Source organism: Mucilaginibacter sp. P2_D11, assembly GCF_056404435.1.
Genome location: NZ_JBFUEA010000003.1, coordinates 76623 through 92968 on the forward strand (window position 1 = coordinate 76623; position 16346 = coordinate 92968).

The following is a 16346-nucleotide window of genomic DNA, read 5'->3' on the forward strand; positions in this document are numbered from 1 at the left end:
AACGTTTTATATCAATTCGGGGTTTCTTGACCACTATTCGGCATTTGTTTATACCAACGACGCGGGAGAAATGAAATCGATAGAGGAATGGATAAGCGATGGCAAACGCCCTGGGTTTAAAAAATTGGATGCGAATTGGTATAGGGTGAATTATTAGTAACATGCCCGTAAGGTACTATGTCGAATGTACTGCCACCGCAGGGTCCTTTTTCAAACTTTAAGTTAACCCACAAAATGCTGTGTTTAAACGACATCGTTACTGCATACTTAATATCATAAAACGTTCCTATGGAACGTAAAATGGACGGTTTACATGTTTCTACCTATAAGCCGTCCCGAAGGGACGAAGAATGTAAATGCGTATCCCTTCGGGATACCTTATGGGTAGAAAAAGAAAGATATAAAAGCGCGTTCCATGGGAACGCTTTATGGGTTCTGACGATTTTATGGGTTAACTTAAATTTTTCAAACAGTCCCTGCGGAGACATAAGAGAAGGAGCACGGCGGGCGGCTCCTTCGGCTTTCGGACTTCAGACTCCCCGACTTTATTATACGCCCTCGCTCAATACAGCTTCCGCCTCGGGTATCACCACCTTTTTTTCTGCCATTTTTTTCTTGGCAAGCCTATCTACCCGCTGCAGGGCGAAAATGCTTACTAACGATATTGCTACCACTACGTAACCTACGATATTGTAATGTACAAGCGGGCTGTGATCTGTTTTTTGAGTTACTATCCATCCGCCTATTACAGCTGCTATGCCGCCGGCAATTTGCTGCAGCGAAGAGTTGATGCTCATGAAAGCGCCACGGTCGGCCATATCGGGGATGGCGCTGGTAAGCGCGCTGGAAGGTACCATCCGGCTCATTACCCCCATCATCATCATCACGTTCAATATCATCACCAGCCAAAGCGGGGTGGGGCCAAGGTTGGTGTACACCACGCACATGATCATGGTCCACACCGATGCGCCTATAAATATCTTGAACTTATCTATCCTATCGCTAAGCTTGCCTACAACCGGCATGATCAGCAGCGTGCTAAGGCCCGCCACCATAAATAGCTTGAACAGATCGGCACCAGGTATTTTTAAATTATTTACCGCAAAGGTGGTGCCGAAGGGCATCATCATAAAACCACCGATAGAGAGCAGCGCCGTAGCCGCAAAACCAACCCGGTAATCGGCCTTGGCGGCGGTATGCAGCAGGTGCTTTAGTGCCGATTTGTCTTTCTGTATGGCCAGGTGCGCGGTTATGGGTTTCAGGTATAAGGCTATGGCTATTGCAACAATTGCGCCAATACCGGCTACCATCCAAAACGGTGCTTCCCAGCTGATTAGGTTAGCCAGGTATAAGCCAACGGGTATGCCCAAAACCTGGCTGGCACCAAAGCCCATTTGTATAAAGCCCATTACGCGACCGCGCTGCTGAAAGCCGAATATATCCGTAATGATGGCCATGGATATGGAGCCGATAACCCCGCCGAACAAGCCGGTGATGATACGCGCAGCCACCAGTGCCACGTAAGAGTGGGCCAGGCCGCAAAAAATGGTGCCCATGATAAAGCCGCAGTAGAAGAATAAAAGGAGTTTCTTACGGTCGAACCTATCGGCGAAACCGGCGGTAAGCAAGCCCGACATACCCGCGCTGAAAGCGTAGGCCGATACCGCCACGCCGAAAGCCTGTGTGGAAAGGTTCAATGATTTCATGAGCATATAGCCCAGGGGGCTCATCACCATAAAATCCAGTATCACCGTAAACTGGGTGATGGCTAAAATAAATATCACGAATTTTTGGTAGCCTGTAAAAGGTACCGAGGGCTGTTGTGCTTGCATTGTTGTTATAATAATTCACAGCAATTATAGCCGTGATGGGTTACCAGTTCTATTATTTGCGCGTGGCGCAGGGTGTGCGATATTACCCGCAGCACGCAGTCTTCATCCTCAATATCTACGCTCCATTTTTCTACGCCTGGCGTGTTACCAAGCATGGCGCACACCGAAGCCTTATCCGCCTCGCCGCTGATATTGGTTTTAAAGAGTAGTATGTTGCAAAAATCTTCCATTGTATTCAATTTATGTTGTAACTATCGCCATGCGCATAATTGGACAACGCTACTCATTTCTTTTCCCTGCCGCTTACCCTTGTTGACGATTGAGGCCTTGAAACGTTGTACAAGCAGGCGATATTATTTTTTAAGGGCCTTTACAACCAGCCTAAAAGTTTCCCATAACACCTCATCGGTGAGTTTAAAGGGCATGCCGCCAAGGCTTTGACCTTCGTAATCGAACCGGGCGAGGGCATATAGGGGCGAAAACGCTACCGACCAGTACGTTTCAAACGGCACCTTCTCTATCTCGCCCCGCGCTATTACGTTATGCATGAATTTTCCCATCATTTGCTTAAATTCCGTAAGGAAACCGGCAAGGAACTTCTCCTGGTAGCTGGAACTCCGCAACTGGTCGAAAAACATGCTCAGGTTTGGGTGGTCTTGCATAAACTGGTAGCGGTTTTTCCATTGTACGCGCAAGCCTTCCTCAAAAGAAGCATCCGGGTCGAAGTCCTTTATCAAAGCATCGCTAAAAAGCTTACCGCCTTCAGATGCGATGTTTATAATAAGGTCGTCCTTGTCTTTGTAGTAGATATAAAGCGTAGCTACCGATATACCACAGGCTTTGGCCAGCTTGTTCATGCTAAAGCCTTCCATGCCATTTTTTACGAATAGCTGGATAGCCATTTCCTTAACCAGTTTTTCTTTGCTATTGTCTCTTGTGCGCATACTCGATTATCTGCCACAAATATAAATGAATGTTCATTTATTTATCGAAAAAAAAATATTTTTTTCGATAAATTCAAACGCATTTAAGCCTGTTGCCATGAATCAGGAAAAACAGGCGTGTTGGTCACGGCCTTGCGGAGGAGGAATTGTTTACTGATGCGGTACCTGGCAGATGCTGCTTTTATTTTACTTAGCCTGCGGTTGAGATAGCTTTGGCTGAGCAACAAAAGGGTAAAGCCGGATAAGAGTTTGATAACAGGCACTAAGCTGGCGGGTGCATTTTTATTGGTGAAGCCTTGCTTGCCTGTATGCGAAGCAGCCTTATCCCTGGCCGGCTGGCCAATGATATTTAAAACGGATAATAAAAGGATGAGGACGATTAAGATACGGGCAATCATTTTGTATTATTACCGCAGGCTGCTTCTAAGCAATCTATAATTGCGATAAGGTTTAGGGGCGCAATAAAGATAGGCCACCATTTTCAAAAAAAAAACACGTACTAGTACCTGTTTTCACCCTAAATTTAGGGTGAAAACACGGTATGAAATGCAAAAAATTATATTACTTAGCAATTTACTTGCCATGGCGCAAGCCAGCATTAAACCGTAAAGCCATTAATGCACTGCATTTTAGCTGTATATTTGGGTGCATAAACCCATCATCCAATATGAAGAACTTGTTGCTTGCCACGGCATTTTTATTTGCTGCAAGAGTGATTTTTGCCCAGGAGCCCGGCACAACAACCATAACCCGCTGGCCCGGCGATAAAACGGGTGCCGTATCCATCACCTTCGATGATGGATCGATAAACCAGTTTAAACGGGCACTCCCTATCCTTAACCGGCTAAAGTTGAAGGCCACCTTTTTTATCATCACCGGGCAAATACCCGGCTCTAAATATGAGGGCAAATTCATAGGCCGGCCTGTTAAAGACATTATCGCCGAAACCGCTACTATAGCTACCGATAGCAATAATTTTTACGAACGCGCCTCGGCAGCGGGTTATCTGGGGCTGGTTGGCCCTTTAGATTATCATTACCAGGCGGGCTCGCTTATAGATGCCGGCAAGCCCCTGCAGGCATACCGCGTGATAGACGAGCTGTACAAAAAAGTGCGTAATAACGAGTTCAAGCCCGGTACACAGCACAACACCGAGTATATGGACGCGCAGGGCACCACCTGGGCTGATATACGCGGATACGCTTCGCAGGGACACGAATTTGCCAGCCATATGATAACCCACCCCCGCCTAGCCGCGCTGGACGAACCGAACATGCTTTACGAAATGCAAAGCAGCCGCCTGGATATCCTTCGCGAGCTTGGGCCGCAGTACACCTTCTCCGCCGAAGGACCTTTCGGTACCGAAAACGAACGCGTAATGAGCTATCTGCACCAGGTGTATCCCGCCATGCGCAACCGTATGCCCGAGCCCTGGCTCAAAGAAATAAGCCGCAGTAACCCGGCAAACCCCGGCAATACCGATAAAGAATATATCCAGTTTCAGCGCGGGGCCACTACCAAAACGCCTATGCGTATGATGAAAAGGTGGGTAGATATCACGCTGAAGAGGAATGATACCTGGCTGGTGCTTACTTTCCACGGTGTAGATAGCGTGGGCTGGGAAGCCCTCACCCATCAGCAACTGGATAATTACTTCAGCTACATAAAAGCCAGGGATAACAAATTGTGGATAGCCCCTTTTGGCGATGTTGCCCGCTATATACGCGAACGGCAAAGTGCTAAAGTAACCGTAAAATCAACATCGTCGTGGCGGATTTGGATAGAGCTGATGCAGCCGCTGGATAAAGCAATGTACGCCCAGCCACTTACGCTTAAAACATACGTACCTGCCGATTGGAAGGAGGTATGGTTGGTACAGGGCGTTTTTTCGTCCGCAGCTATTATACTTAAGCCGATACCGACTCCCGGCGGAGGACGGCCCTATGTTCTATACCAGGTGAAGCCCAATGCGGGCACTACAATGCTGATGCGTGGCCCGCTGAACGGTCATAACTGAGCGGTATGCGCAGTGTGATGGGTGTATGCGCCATATACATAAGAGCGCTTGTAGCAACTACCGCATTCGTATCGCCTTATAGGCAGCCAAAATAAAAAAAGCTTCATCCAAAGGGGGCGTTTTGCCCGATGGTTTAACATGCCGGTGGCGCATTTGGGGCATTTGTGTTTGTTGTCTTTTGTTTCCATAAGGGGTATTAGTAAACGTTGAACTTAAACTTATTGACAGGGGGCTTGCAAATGCTCAAAAATTGCGGGTGGCGGTTGGCGGGGGGATAATGCATGCGGCTGTTATCCCAGGCTTCCTGGCAGATGCAATTCCAAGCGGTGCATGCTGCAAATTTGGATATCTGCCAACATGCCTGCAACCAATCATGGCGACTGAACCCCCGGGAACGTATCCGCTAAGGCTAGTGCTGATGGCTGCATAAATATACGGCTTTTGCATAATAATTAAAACTTAACTCATTGATTAATTGCGAACAAATGTTTAAAGCATGAATTAACATGTCCGAAGAGCAAATATGCTGCTCAGGTTGCCTTAAAGGAGAATATATAAGGGGGACAAAAGGAGGACAAATTGACCAGAGGGCCGGGTAATTATAGTGTTGCTATTGCATCTTCTATTTCCTGGCCCGCTTCCAGGTTCATTTTTTTACGCAGGCGTTGCTTGGCTTTCTTTACACCATCGGTAGTGATGCCCAACATACCGGCCATCTCGCGGTTGTTGAGCTTTAGCTTAAGCAGGGTAAGCAAACGTATATCGGTATCGGTAAGGTGCGGGAATTTGTTGCGCAGGCGATAAAAAAAAGCAGGGTGCACATTGCTGAACAATTTCCTGAATTCGGCCCAGTTCTCATCCGTCATGATATGGGCTTTCATCATATTCTCCAGTTCGCGGGCGTCCACCTCATTTACCGATCGTAGCTTAAGCTTTTCAAGTTCGCTCTTAAACTCATCTATCAGCAGGTTCTTTTGCGTCAGGTTTTCGGTGTAGCCGTGAAGAGCGGCTGTGGCGTTTTTCAATTCCTCATCCAACCGTAGTTTTTCTGATGCCAGCAGGGCTTTGTCTTTATTGGCCTTAAGGCGTTGGCGGTTATATATCAATGTCAATATCACCATCAGCAACATCAAAACGATGATGACGGTATTGCGTTTGTACGCGCCGAGTTCGGCCCTGCTTTTAAGGTGGCTCAGTTGCGCCTTGCTTTTATCTACTTCCCATTGCAGTTGCACCCGTTCAACGGCGGCAAGGTTATCGCGTTTCTCCAGGCTATCTTTAGCTAGCACATACTTTTGCCGGTATTGCATGCCTGTAGCTTTGTTGCCAAGCTTGTTGTTCAGCAGGGCTTTCAGCTCAAAATAATCGGCGCGGTATCTTAGCTCGTCGTTGCCCGCGCTTAGCAGCAAGGTATCGGCGGTGTTAAGCTGTTGGGTGGCCATGGCAAGGTTGCCGCCATCAATATTTATCCGCACCAGGCGCAGCAGCGCCATGGCGGCATTGAGTTTTTGGTTGTATTTTAACGATACCACGTAATCTGTTTGTACCAGCGGCAGTGCTTTAGCGTATTGCTGCTGCATAAAATACACCGAGCCTATATTGCCCGTAGCTATGCCTATCCATGCGCTATCGCGGGCGGTGCTGGCCATGGCAAGCGCCTTTTGGAAATATTGCATCGCCGTTGCGATGTGGCCCGTGTTGCGGTAGCTGAGGCCGATGGTGTTCAATACATCTATCCGCTGGTGCGATTGGGGCTGCTGGTATTTAAGCGCGAGCATCAGGTTTTCACGGGCGGTATCGTAATCGCCTATGGCGTAATAGAAATTGGCCACCTGTATAAAGTAGGTGCCCATGCCCGGCACCTTGCCGAAGCCAATCTCGCGGAATTTCTCCTGCGAGAACAGGAAGTTGCGGCAGGCGGGGATGTTCTGTTCGTATTTGCCAAGGTAAACGGCGAAGTGATGCTGGTAAACGGCAGCTTCCAGCGGCAAGTCGTGTTCCTCCGCAAAACGGATAGCCTTATCGTAATAGCTATCGCTTGCGGTGTTGTACTGGCGCTTTGCAGCGTAATAATCGGCGCGCATATCCAACACGGCGCATTGCAGAGGCAAATCGGCTATCTGTAGGGCAATATCGTCAAGCTCGTCCAGGTTTTGTATGGCCGCTGCTTCGGTCATTTTAAGGCAGTTGGCCTGGTATATTTTGCGGGCGGCTTCAACGCGCTTATCTGCCGGCGTGGTTTTTATAGATGCGAAGGGGTTGGGTCCATCAGTTAGGGAGATGCTTTGGGCAAAGGAATGGGCCGCAGGTATCAACAGCATGCCCGGTATCAGCATTAAAAGCAGTAAAATACATGGTGGTAACCTCAACATTTATAACCCAAAGTATCAGGGCATAAATATAGCTATTGTGCTATATCCTTAAAATTATATTATCGATGGGGGAGCGGGCTTGGGTGTTCGGGGCGTGGAGCATGTATCAAAAACAAATTCCACGATTAAAATTTTGCGAGGATGAATCTTAGTGCTTTGTGGTGAACTTTTTAACACAAAGAACATTAAGGGAGGAACACAAAGAACACAGAGCTGAATTTGTATTTCGAAAGGGTTTTGTAAATGCTTTGCCTAAGCCGTTTCTTTGGCAACCTCGGGCGTGTGTATTTGGCTCAGCGATAGCGGGATGAGTTTTTTTGTTTTGAAATAAGTTGCTGCTACTATCATCAAGGTAATACTCCCGCCGAATAGTACTGCGGGTACTGTGCCCAACAAGCTAGCAGCTATGCCCGATTCAAAGTCGCCAATTTCGTTTGAAGAGCCGATAAACATTGAGTTTACTGCTGATACACGCCCGCGCATATGATCTGGCGTAAGCAATTGCATTAACGTGCCCCGTATAACCACACTCACACTGTCAAATGATCCCTGAAAGAAAAGAAAGGCCAATGAAAGATAAAATTCACGGGAAAGGCCAAACCCAATGATGGTTATGCCGAAACCAGCAACCGCAATAAGGAGGTTGCGCCAGGGCCTGTTCATAGGCGAAAATTTGACCATAGCAAGCAGTGTAACCGCCGAGCCTACAGACGTAACCATGCGCATTATGCCCCCGCCTTCTGGCCCAACTTTCAAAATGTCGAGTGCAAATACTGGGAAAAGCGCTACGATGCCGCCGAAAAACACCGAAAACATATCAAGGCTCATCGCATACAGCATAATCTTATTATTGAACACAAACGACAGTCCTTCTTTAACACTTTTCCAGATATTTTCCTTCGGGATAAATACGGGTGGGAACTTGCGAAGGCGATACACCAATATCAGGGATATAAACATTACAGCTACAACAATGCCAAACGTGGCGGTAATACCGCTTAATCCAGATATAAGATGCGGCGCAAAAGCGTAGACAAACCCGCCAATAAACGGACCCAAAATAGATGCTACCTGCCAGGTAGAGCTACTCCATGTACTACCATTTGGATAAACTTCTTTTGGGATACTTTGCGCATAAATAGTAAAAGTAGCTGGGCCATAAAAAGCTCTTGCCACCCCGTTACAAAATATCATGGTATATAATATAGGTAATATCCAGCCAGGATGTATGTAACCATGCAGGTTGTTAAGCGTTGCAATAAACATAGTCAGTGCCGACAAAAACACCCCCGAAAATATCATGAGGAGCATTTTACGCTTCTCGTGTTTATCAGCAACATAGCCGCCGTAAATTGCAATGCATACTGCAGGGATGGCTTCGGTAAGGCCTACAAAAGCAAGAGCCACCTTGCTGTGTGTAAGTTCGTAAATATAAAATCCTAATACATACGTTTGCATTTGGTAAGCAAACGTAAAGCAAAAACGCATGCTAACGTATGAGCGGAAATCTTTGTACCGCAAGGCGGCGAATGAGTCTATCCGGGGGCTTGTACTATCTCCTTCGGGCATAGATGGGCTGTTTTGATTGAGTGCCGCAAGTTACGAACCTCTTCATTAATAAGACCAATGTAGCGGGTTTTGTTACTTTAATATAACAAAAAAGGCGAGCCCCCTCTAATCTCCCCCGGGAGGGGAGACTTTTGGTTCTCGCCTTTTTTTAGTCCTCCCTACCGGGGAGGGTTAGGTGGGGCTTTTTATAATCCGTGCTGGTCTATAAGATAAACCAGCGAGGCTATGGCTGCGGCACCAAGCTCCAGCTCGCGTTTATTCACGTTCTCGAAAACATCGTTTGATGAATGGTGGATATCAAAATACCGCTGCGAATCGGGCCGGAAGCCAATGAGCACAATAGCAGGCCTGGTCTCTTTCAATGGGCCAATATCCGTGCCGCCGCCGCCGGCAATAAGGTGGTCGGCTTCGTAAGGCTCAAACAAGGATTTATATTTATCGTTGATGGCTTTTAACTGCGCAGCCGGTATACCCTGGAAGCTAAAGCCACGCGGGGTGAAGCCGCCCTCGTCGGTCTCTATAGCTGCTATATGGTCCTCGTTGTTCTGGGCGGCTATCTCGGCATATTTAAGGCCGCCTTTGTGACCGTTCTCTTCATTCATGAAGAATACCGCGCGTACAGAATTCTTTGGTTTGTAGCCAACGGCTTTGAATATCCTTAGCACTTCTACAGATTGCATTACGCCGGTGCCATCGTCATGCGCGCCCTCGGCCAGGTCCCACGAATCGAGGTGCCCGCCTACAGTGATGAATTTATTAGGGTTTTCGCTGCCGGTAATTTCGCCGATAACGTTGTACGATTTCACGTCGGGCAGGGTTTGGCAGCTTTGTTTAAAGTAGAATTTGATCAGCGGCAGTTTGCGCAGCTTGAGCATGTTGCTCAACTTATCGGCCGCCAGTGTTGATATGGCTGCTGCCGGTATCTTCACGCCACCTTCGGCATAAACGGTGCCGCCGGTGTGCGGGAAATCGTCGAGCGCCGAACTGATGGAACGAACGATAGCGCCAACCGCACCATATTTGGCAGCTGCCGAAGGCCCTGCGAAACGCTGTATGCCTGCCGAGCCATAACCGGCACCGGTTTCGATGAAACGCTGATCGAATGGGCCGTTGAAGAAAACGATCTTGCCTTTGATTGCGCTTTCGCCAAGCTGGTCCAGTTCTTTAAGGCTTTTTACCTCGATAATATTGGCAGTGATGCCTGCGGCGGGCGTAGCAACCGACATGCCCAGGGCCGCGATGGGCACCTTGATGCGCGTTTTGCCATCGATGATATAAGCCACTTCTTTTTCGCCGCGTACCCAATGCGGCACCATGCATTCTTGCAGGTACACTTTATCGAAACCATAGGTGTCCATGAGTTTTTTGCTCCACTCTACCGATTTTTGCGCACCCACCGAGCCGCTTAAACGCGGGCCGATTTTTTTGCATAGGTAGCGCAGGTTTTCGTAGCACTGGCCGTTTACCAGGGCTTCATCATACAGCTTGCGCAGCATTAACGAATCTTGCTGCGCCTGTGAGGCGGTAGCGGAAGCTAATAAAGCAAAGAGGAGTAAGAATTTCTTCATGTGGATGGGTGTTTTGATTTTTTTTTGCGATTGACTATTAAGCAACTTTTGGCTGCCAAAAAACGGTTACTTGTTTAGTATCTACTTTTTTACGGGCCTGCGCAAGGTCAAAATTTTCCTGGGCATGCAACCAAAATTCTGGCGTGGTATTAAATGCGGCACTTAACCGCAGGGCCATTTCGGGCGTAATTCCCTGCTTGCCGTTAATGATTGCTGATAGTGTTTTACGTGTAGTGCCTAAACCGGTGGCAACTTGCTCAACAGTAAGTTTTTTTCCTGTTTCTTCATGTAAACCATCTAAAGTTTCCCTGATTAATTCTCCTGGATGTGCCGGATCGAACATATGCATATAATGCGCTTTGGTAGCTTCCTGTAAAAATAGGAAAATATCGCTATCATGATATCTTATCCCAGCTCAGCCCGCCATTTTTTTCCTGCGGCGATTGGTGGAGTATCGCGTGCTCCGGCAGGGCCAGTTGCGGGTCGGCGGCCAGTAGGTCTTCCACGCATTTGCGTACTTTTATCAGCAGTTCCTGGTCGGTGGTGAGGTCGGCGATCTTTAGGTCGAGTACGCCGCTTTGCTGGGTGCCTTCGATGTTGCCGGGGCCGCGCAGCTGCATGTCTATCTCGGCTATCTCGAAACCATTATTCGTTTTTACCATGGTGTTGATGCGCACGCGCCCATCGGCACTCAATTTTTGCCCGGTCATCAATATACAGTACGATTGCTCGGCACCGCGGCCCACGCGGCCGCGCAGCTGATGCAATTGCGACAGGCCGAAACGTTCGGCGTTCTCGATAATCATTACCGATGCGTTGGGCACATTTACACCAACCTCTATTACGGTGGTGGCCACCATTATCTGCGTTTCGCCTTTGATGAAACGCTGCATCTCAAAGTCTTTATCGGCGGCAGCCATTTTGCCATGCACCACGCTGATGCGGAACTGCGGCAACGGGAACTCGCGGCTCATCACCTCTGTACCGTCAATCAAATTCTTCAGGTCGAGTTTTTCGCTTTCTTTTATCAGCGGATACACCACGTAAACCTGCCGACCTTTGGCTATCTCCTGCTTCATAAAGCCGAACATGCGCAGTCGCTGTGCATCGTAAAAGTGTTTGGTTTCTATCGGCTTGCGTCCGGCAGGCAATTGGTCTATTACCGATACATCCAGATCGCCGTAAAGCGTCATGGCCAGGGTACGAGGGATGGGGGTTGCCGTCATCACCAGTACATGCGGGGGGATGATATTTTTGCGCCAAAGCTTCGCGCGCTGCTCTACGCCGAAACGGTGCTGCTCATCTATCACTACCAGCCCCAGGTTTTTGTATTGCACTTTATCTTCAATTAGCGCGTGCGTGCCGATGAGTATCTTCAGCGTGCCGTCTTCCAGTTGCTCGTGTATTACCCGCCGTTTTTTTTGCGGTACCGAGCCGGTAAGCAAAGCAACCTCTACAAAATCTTCGCCTACCAGGCTTTTGATGGTTTGGTAATGCTGATTGGCCAAAATTTCGGTAGGGGCCATGATGCAGGTTTGGAAACCATTATCTATGGCGATGAGCATACTCATCAGCGCCACTACGGTTTTGCCGCTGCCTACATCGCCCTGCAGCAAGCGGTTCATCTGCACGCCGCGCTGGGTGTCTACGCGTATCTCTTTCAAAACCCGTTTCTGCGGGTCGGTTAGCACGAAGGGTAGTTTATGGTGGTAAAAATCGTTGAAGTAGTGGCCCACCGTGCCGAATACGTTGCCCTTGAATTTGGCCGTACGGGTGAGCTTATTCTTGAGCAGCTTTAGTTGCAGGAAAAACAATTCTTCGAACTTCAGGCGTAGGATAGCTTCGTTCAGTTGGGCGGCATCGTTCGGGAAGTGAATGTTGCGGTAGCTGTCGGCACGGCCGGCCAGCTTAAAGCGGTTGAGCAGGTAGGCAGGCAGGTTTTCGTGGATCTCGCGGGCATATTGGTCCAGCAATGCTGCGATGAGCTTTTGCAGTCCCTTACTATCCAGGCTGAACTGCTTCAGTTTTTCGGTGGAGTTGTAGGCGGGCTGCAGGGTGAGCGCGCCGCGTTGTTGCGGTGCCATGGGGTTGTAGGGCTCAATCTCTGGGTGGGCCATCTGGGCCTTGCCGTTAAAAAAGCCGGGCCTGCCAAACAGCACATAAACCTGGCCGGGTACCAGGCTTTTCTCTGCCCATTTTATCCCCTGGAACCACACCAGCTCAATGATGCCCGTATCATCCTTGGCTTGGGCAACAAGGCGTTTGGTGTGCTTTTCGCCCATTATTTCTTTCGAAACGAGGCGGGCCAGCACCTGCACGTAGGGCAGATCGGGCTGTATGTCTTTTATCTTGTAAAACCGTGTGCGGTCGATATACTTATACGGGAAATGCTTCAACAAATCCGCAAACGTATGGATGTTCAGCTCTTTTTTTAGCACCTCGGCGCGGGTTAGGCCCACGCCTTTTAAATATTCGATAGGTGTTTGAAAATGCTGGCTGTTCAATTTTTAGCTGGTTCAGGGTTTTAGGGCTATAACCGATATCTCTACATTAACACCTTTTGGTAATGCCGATACCTGCACGGTCTCTCGCGCCGGGAAGTTGGCGGTAAAGTACGATCCATATACCTCGTTTACCTGCGCAAAGGTTTGCATATCGGTAAGGAAGATATTGGTTTTGATCACGCTCTCGAAGCCAAGGCCTGCCTCGGTTAAAATGGCTTTAAGGTTTTCCATAACCAGTTTGGCTTCATCGGTAATGCCGGTGGTAATTACTTCGCCGGTGGCAGGGTTTATAGGCACCTGGCCCGATACGAACAAAAGGCCGGCTGCGGCAACAGCCTGGCTGTATGGGCCTATAGGGGCGGGGGCATTAGTGGTATTGATAATTGTTTTCATTGCAACGGTATGTGGGTGATTAATTAGGGGACAGTTATTTCTTGAGGATGTACCATTTGATAAGGATATAGATGATACCCAGCAAAAACATGATGATGGCGATTGCATTGATGGTATGCATCACCTTTAAATTAAAATTGGTTGGCCTGTTAGGGTCCTTTTTCCTGAAGAAGTACATGCACAAAATTAACAAAAAAAAGAAAGCTCCGGGTTATCCGGAGCTTTCGCTTAATAATATTATGCTAAAGGAATATTATTTTTTGATGAAAGACACGCGACGGTTTTGTATGCGGCCTTCTTCTGTGCTGTTATCAGCAATTGGGTTAGTTTCGCCGTAAGCTTTTACCTTTACTTTAGAAGCAGAAACACCAGAGTTAACTAAGTAAGTTTTTACAGAGTTAGCACGATCACGTGATAATGACATGTTGTGGGCAGCAGTACCTTCAGATGAAGCGTAACCGTTTACCTGTACAGTTGCACCAGATGCACGCAGGTCAGCAGAAGTAGCATCTAATACTGGGTATGAAGATGTACGTAATACCGAGCTATCAAATTCAAACTGGATATTGCTGTAAGCAGCAGCTTTAGCAGTATCAACAGCTGGAGCCGGAGTTGGGAATACGATAACGCAACCAGCACCGTCAACTACGCTACCTGCAGGAGTGTTAGGGCATTTGTCGAATTGATCAGAAACACCGTCACCGTCAGAATCTTTCTTCAGGTCGTTAACAGCGTTCTCAACGTTAGTCACACGTACTTTCAAAGCAGCAACTTCCTGACGCAGGGTCTCGTCGTACAATTCATCGTACATCATAGCTACAGGGTTAACCCAATCAAGGTTCGGTTTGCCTTTGCCACCTAAAGTGAACTCTAAACCGGCGTAACCGTAAGAGTATTTATCACGGGCCTGTGGTTTAGCTGCAGAGTAAGAACCATCAAAGTTGTTACCATCGATGAAGTTCATGGTGTAACCTAAGTTAAGGCCAACCGCATCTGTAAGCCTGAATTTAACGCCTACGCCAATTGGGATAACCAATTCTTTAACTGTGCGTTTTTTGTTGGTTGCATCAGGGATACCAATAGAAGTTGGGTCGCCATTAGCATCAGAACGGTAAAACTGGTAAATGCCAGCATTATAATCAGCTTTTGATACAGCAATGCTCGGTTTGTAGAAAATCAAACCACCACCACCGGTGACGAAGAAGTTGATCGCATTCTTACGACGGATATAGTCGATAGTAGCAACGTTAACGATACCGCTCAATGTTGCAGAGTAAAAGCTGGTAGAGTAACCCCATCTTTGACCCCAATCTACTCCATCGTTCTGATCGTTGTGTGCTTTTACTTTACCGCCATGTACATCTAACTGCAAGCCGAAAGAGTGAGCTAATTGTGACCTCAACGATATGCCGTAGCCTAACGATACGTCAGCCGAAGTCCACTCGTTGGTGCCGCCGATCGCCAAAAATGGCGAAGTTACGCCAGCGTTGATGCCGATGCTAAAGGTTTTGTACTGTCCCCTACCGCCAAATACCTTGGCGGTGGTTGTGCCAGATGACATTGTAGTGTCTGCAGTTGTTGTAGTGGTAACGGTTTTAGCGCTGTCTGTTTGCGCACTCACCATCCCAGCAGTCAACAAAGCAGCAAACGACAAGGCAGCTGTTTTCTTTAATGTAGAATAATTCATAGTTTTAAGATTAAACGATTTAATTGTGATTTTTTTCAAAATTAGTAATTATGTTTGAAACGATTACCAAACTTTGTTCCAAAATTCACAATTACTACTACAAATAATAAAAATAATTTGTTTTTATTAATATATATATTTTAAAATAATGAAATATCTACCTGTAAATGAGCGGCTATTTACAATAAATAGAAAAAGTTTCGTTTCGCGACTAAAGGCCAACGCTATAGCTATTTTCCACTCAAATGACGAATACCCGCGTAGCGGAGACCAAAGTTTCTTGTTTAAGCAAAATCCCGATTTTTTTTACCTGTCGGGTATAGATCAGGAGCAAAGTATTTTGGTTTTGTTTCCCGATTGTCCTAATCCGTTATACAAAGAAGTACTGTTTTTAAGACAAACCAGCGAACACATTGCCATTTGGGAAGGACACAAGTACACCAAGGAAGAGGCGCGTGCAGCATCGGGCATACAAACCGTGCTCTGGCTGCAGGATTATGATTCGGTTTTGCATGGCATCATTAACTACGCCGAAAGCATTTATATCAACACCAACGAGAACGACCGCTACGTGCATACCGTGCCTTATCGCGATTTGCGGATGTACGAAGCCCTGCGCTTGAAATACCCGCTGCACCATTACGAACGCTCGGCACCCATACTGCGCGACCTGAGGGTAATAAAATCAGATATTGAAATAGAGCTTACGGCCAAAGCCTGCGGCATTACCCGCGATGCATTTGTGCGTGTACTTAAGTTTACCAAACCCGGTGTTACCGAGTATGAGATAGAGGCCGAGATTATCCACGAGTTTGTTCGCCGGCGGGCTACAGGGCATGCTTACAACCCTATCATCGCATCGGGCAACAACGCTAATGTGCTGCACTATGTAGAAAACAACCAGCCCTGTAAAGATGGCGATGTGATATTGCTTGATTTTGGCGCCGAATATGCCAACTACAATGCAGATATGACGCGCTCTATACCCGTTAACGGCCGCTTTACCAAACGCCAGCGCGAGGTGTATGATGCCGTTTTGCGCGTAATGAAAGCCGCCACCGCCATGATTGTAGAAGGCACCATCTGGAACGAGTATCACGATGAGGTAGGCAAGGTGATGGAAAGCGAACTGATTGGCCTCGGCCTGCTGGATAAGCATGATGTAGCTAAACAGGACCCCAAAGCACCACTATACAAAAAGTATTTTATGCACGGTACATCGCACCATTTAGGGTTGGATGTGCACGATTATGCCAGCCGCTACAAACCTTTCGAGGTGGGCAACATCCTTACCTGCGAACCGGGTATCTATATCCCGGCAGAAGGCTTGGGCGTAAGGTTGGAGAATAACATCCTCATCACCAAAGGCGGCAATGTTGACCTGATGGCCAATATCCCGGTAGAGGCCGAGCATATTGAAGAGATAATGAATAGTTAAGATTTCGGAATGCGGATTTTCG

At 47.7% G+C, this 16346-nt stretch carries 14 protein-coding genes; 2 read left to right on the forward strand and 12 right to left on the reverse strand.

Translation table 11 applies throughout. The annotated features are described in order from the left end of the window. Positions 1 to 548: 548 nt before the first annotated feature. The 4 genes from AC1DXC_RS05165 to AC1DXC_RS05180 form a co-directional block, all read right to left on the reverse strand. Positions 549 to 1832 (reverse strand): MFS transporter, encoded by a 1284-nt coding sequence (locus tag AC1DXC_RS05165; protein ID WP_477458070.1) that lies wholly within the window; start codon positions 1830 to 1832, stop codon positions 549 to 551. Between the two features lie 5 nt (positions 1833 to 1837). Continuing rightward, positions 1838 to 2062, reverse strand: coding sequence for a hypothetical protein (locus tag AC1DXC_RS05170; RefSeq protein WP_477458071.1), 225 nt, complete (start codon positions 2060 to 2062; stop codon positions 1838 to 1840). A gap of 123 nt (positions 2063 to 2185) precedes the next feature. Beyond that, positions 2186 to 2776: a TetR/AcrR family transcriptional regulator gene (locus tag AC1DXC_RS05175; RefSeq protein ID WP_477458072.1), complete on the reverse strand. Its 591-nt coding sequence runs from the start codon at positions 2774 to 2776 to the stop codon at positions 2186 to 2188. Positions 2777 to 2859: 83 nt separating this feature from the next. Further along, positions 2860 to 3174, reverse strand: a complete 315-nt coding sequence (locus AC1DXC_RS05180) for a hypothetical protein (protein WP_477458073.1) — start codon at positions 3172 to 3174, stop codon at positions 2860 to 2862. A 269-nt stretch (positions 3175 to 3443) separates the two neighbouring features. Here AC1DXC_RS05180 and AC1DXC_RS05185 point away from each other — a divergent pair, with 269 nt between their 5' ends. Continuing rightward, positions 3444 to 4793, forward strand: coding sequence for a polysaccharide deacetylase family protein (locus AC1DXC_RS05185; RefSeq protein ID WP_477458074.1), 1350 nt, complete (start codon positions 3444 to 3446; stop codon positions 4791 to 4793). 599 nt (positions 4794 to 5392) lie between these two features. On the opposite strand, the gene AC1DXC_RS05190 is transcribed toward AC1DXC_RS05185, so the two are convergent. The 8 genes from AC1DXC_RS05190 to AC1DXC_RS05225 all read right to left on the reverse strand — a co-directional run bounded on the left by AC1DXC_RS05190 (position 5393) and on the right by AC1DXC_RS05225 (position 14886). Then, complete coding sequence (locus tag AC1DXC_RS05190; protein WP_477458075.1) at positions 5393 to 7129, reverse strand: tetratricopeptide repeat protein; 1737 nt, start codon at positions 7127 to 7129, stop codon at positions 5393 to 5395. A 288-nt stretch (positions 7130 to 7417) separates the two neighbouring features. Continuing rightward, positions 7418 to 8734 carry an MFS transporter gene (locus AC1DXC_RS05195; RefSeq protein ID WP_477458076.1) on the reverse strand — a complete coding sequence of 439 codons (1317 nt, stop codon included), beginning with the start codon at positions 8732 to 8734 and terminating at the stop codon, positions 7418 to 7420. Between the two features lie 185 nt (positions 8735 to 8919). Continuing rightward, a complete protein-coding gene (locus AC1DXC_RS05200; RefSeq protein ID WP_477458077.1) occupies positions 8920 to 10302 on the reverse strand; it encodes a M20/M25/M40 family metallo-hydrolase in 1383 nt (460 codons plus the stop codon). A gap of 37 nt (positions 10303 to 10339) precedes the next feature. Further along, entirely contained in the window at positions 10340 to 10645 is a 306-nt protein-coding gene (locus tag AC1DXC_RS05205) for a HigA family addiction module antitoxin (RefSeq protein ID WP_477458078.1), read from the reverse strand. 52 nt (positions 10646 to 10697) lie between these two features. Beyond that, on the reverse strand, positions 10698 to 12806 hold the full coding sequence (gene recG / locus AC1DXC_RS05210; RefSeq protein ID WP_477458079.1) for an ATP-dependent DNA helicase RecG: 2109 nt from the start codon (positions 12804 to 12806) through the stop codon (positions 10698 to 10700). Positions 12807 to 12818: 12 nt separating this feature from the next. Then, positions 12819 to 13199 (reverse strand): RidA family protein, encoded by a 381-nt coding sequence (locus tag AC1DXC_RS05215; protein WP_477458080.1) that lies wholly within the window; start codon positions 13197 to 13199, stop codon positions 12819 to 12821. Between the two features lie 34 nt (positions 13200 to 13233). Continuing rightward, positions 13234 to 13377 (reverse strand): DUF6728 family protein, encoded by a 144-nt coding sequence (locus AC1DXC_RS05220; protein WP_477458081.1) that lies wholly within the window; start codon positions 13375 to 13377, stop codon positions 13234 to 13236. Between the two features lie 75 nt (positions 13378 to 13452). Continuing rightward, a complete protein-coding gene (locus tag AC1DXC_RS05225; RefSeq protein WP_477458082.1) occupies positions 13453 to 14886 on the reverse strand; it encodes an OmpA family protein in 1434 nt (477 codons plus the stop codon). A 148-nt stretch (positions 14887 to 15034) separates the two neighbouring features. On the opposite strand from AC1DXC_RS05225, the gene AC1DXC_RS05230 reads away from it, so the two are divergent. Then, positions 15035 to 16324, forward strand: a complete 1290-nt coding sequence (locus AC1DXC_RS05230) for an aminopeptidase P family protein (RefSeq protein ID WP_477458083.1) — start codon at positions 15035 to 15037, stop codon at positions 16322 to 16324. Positions 16325 to 16346 lie beyond the last annotated feature (22 nt).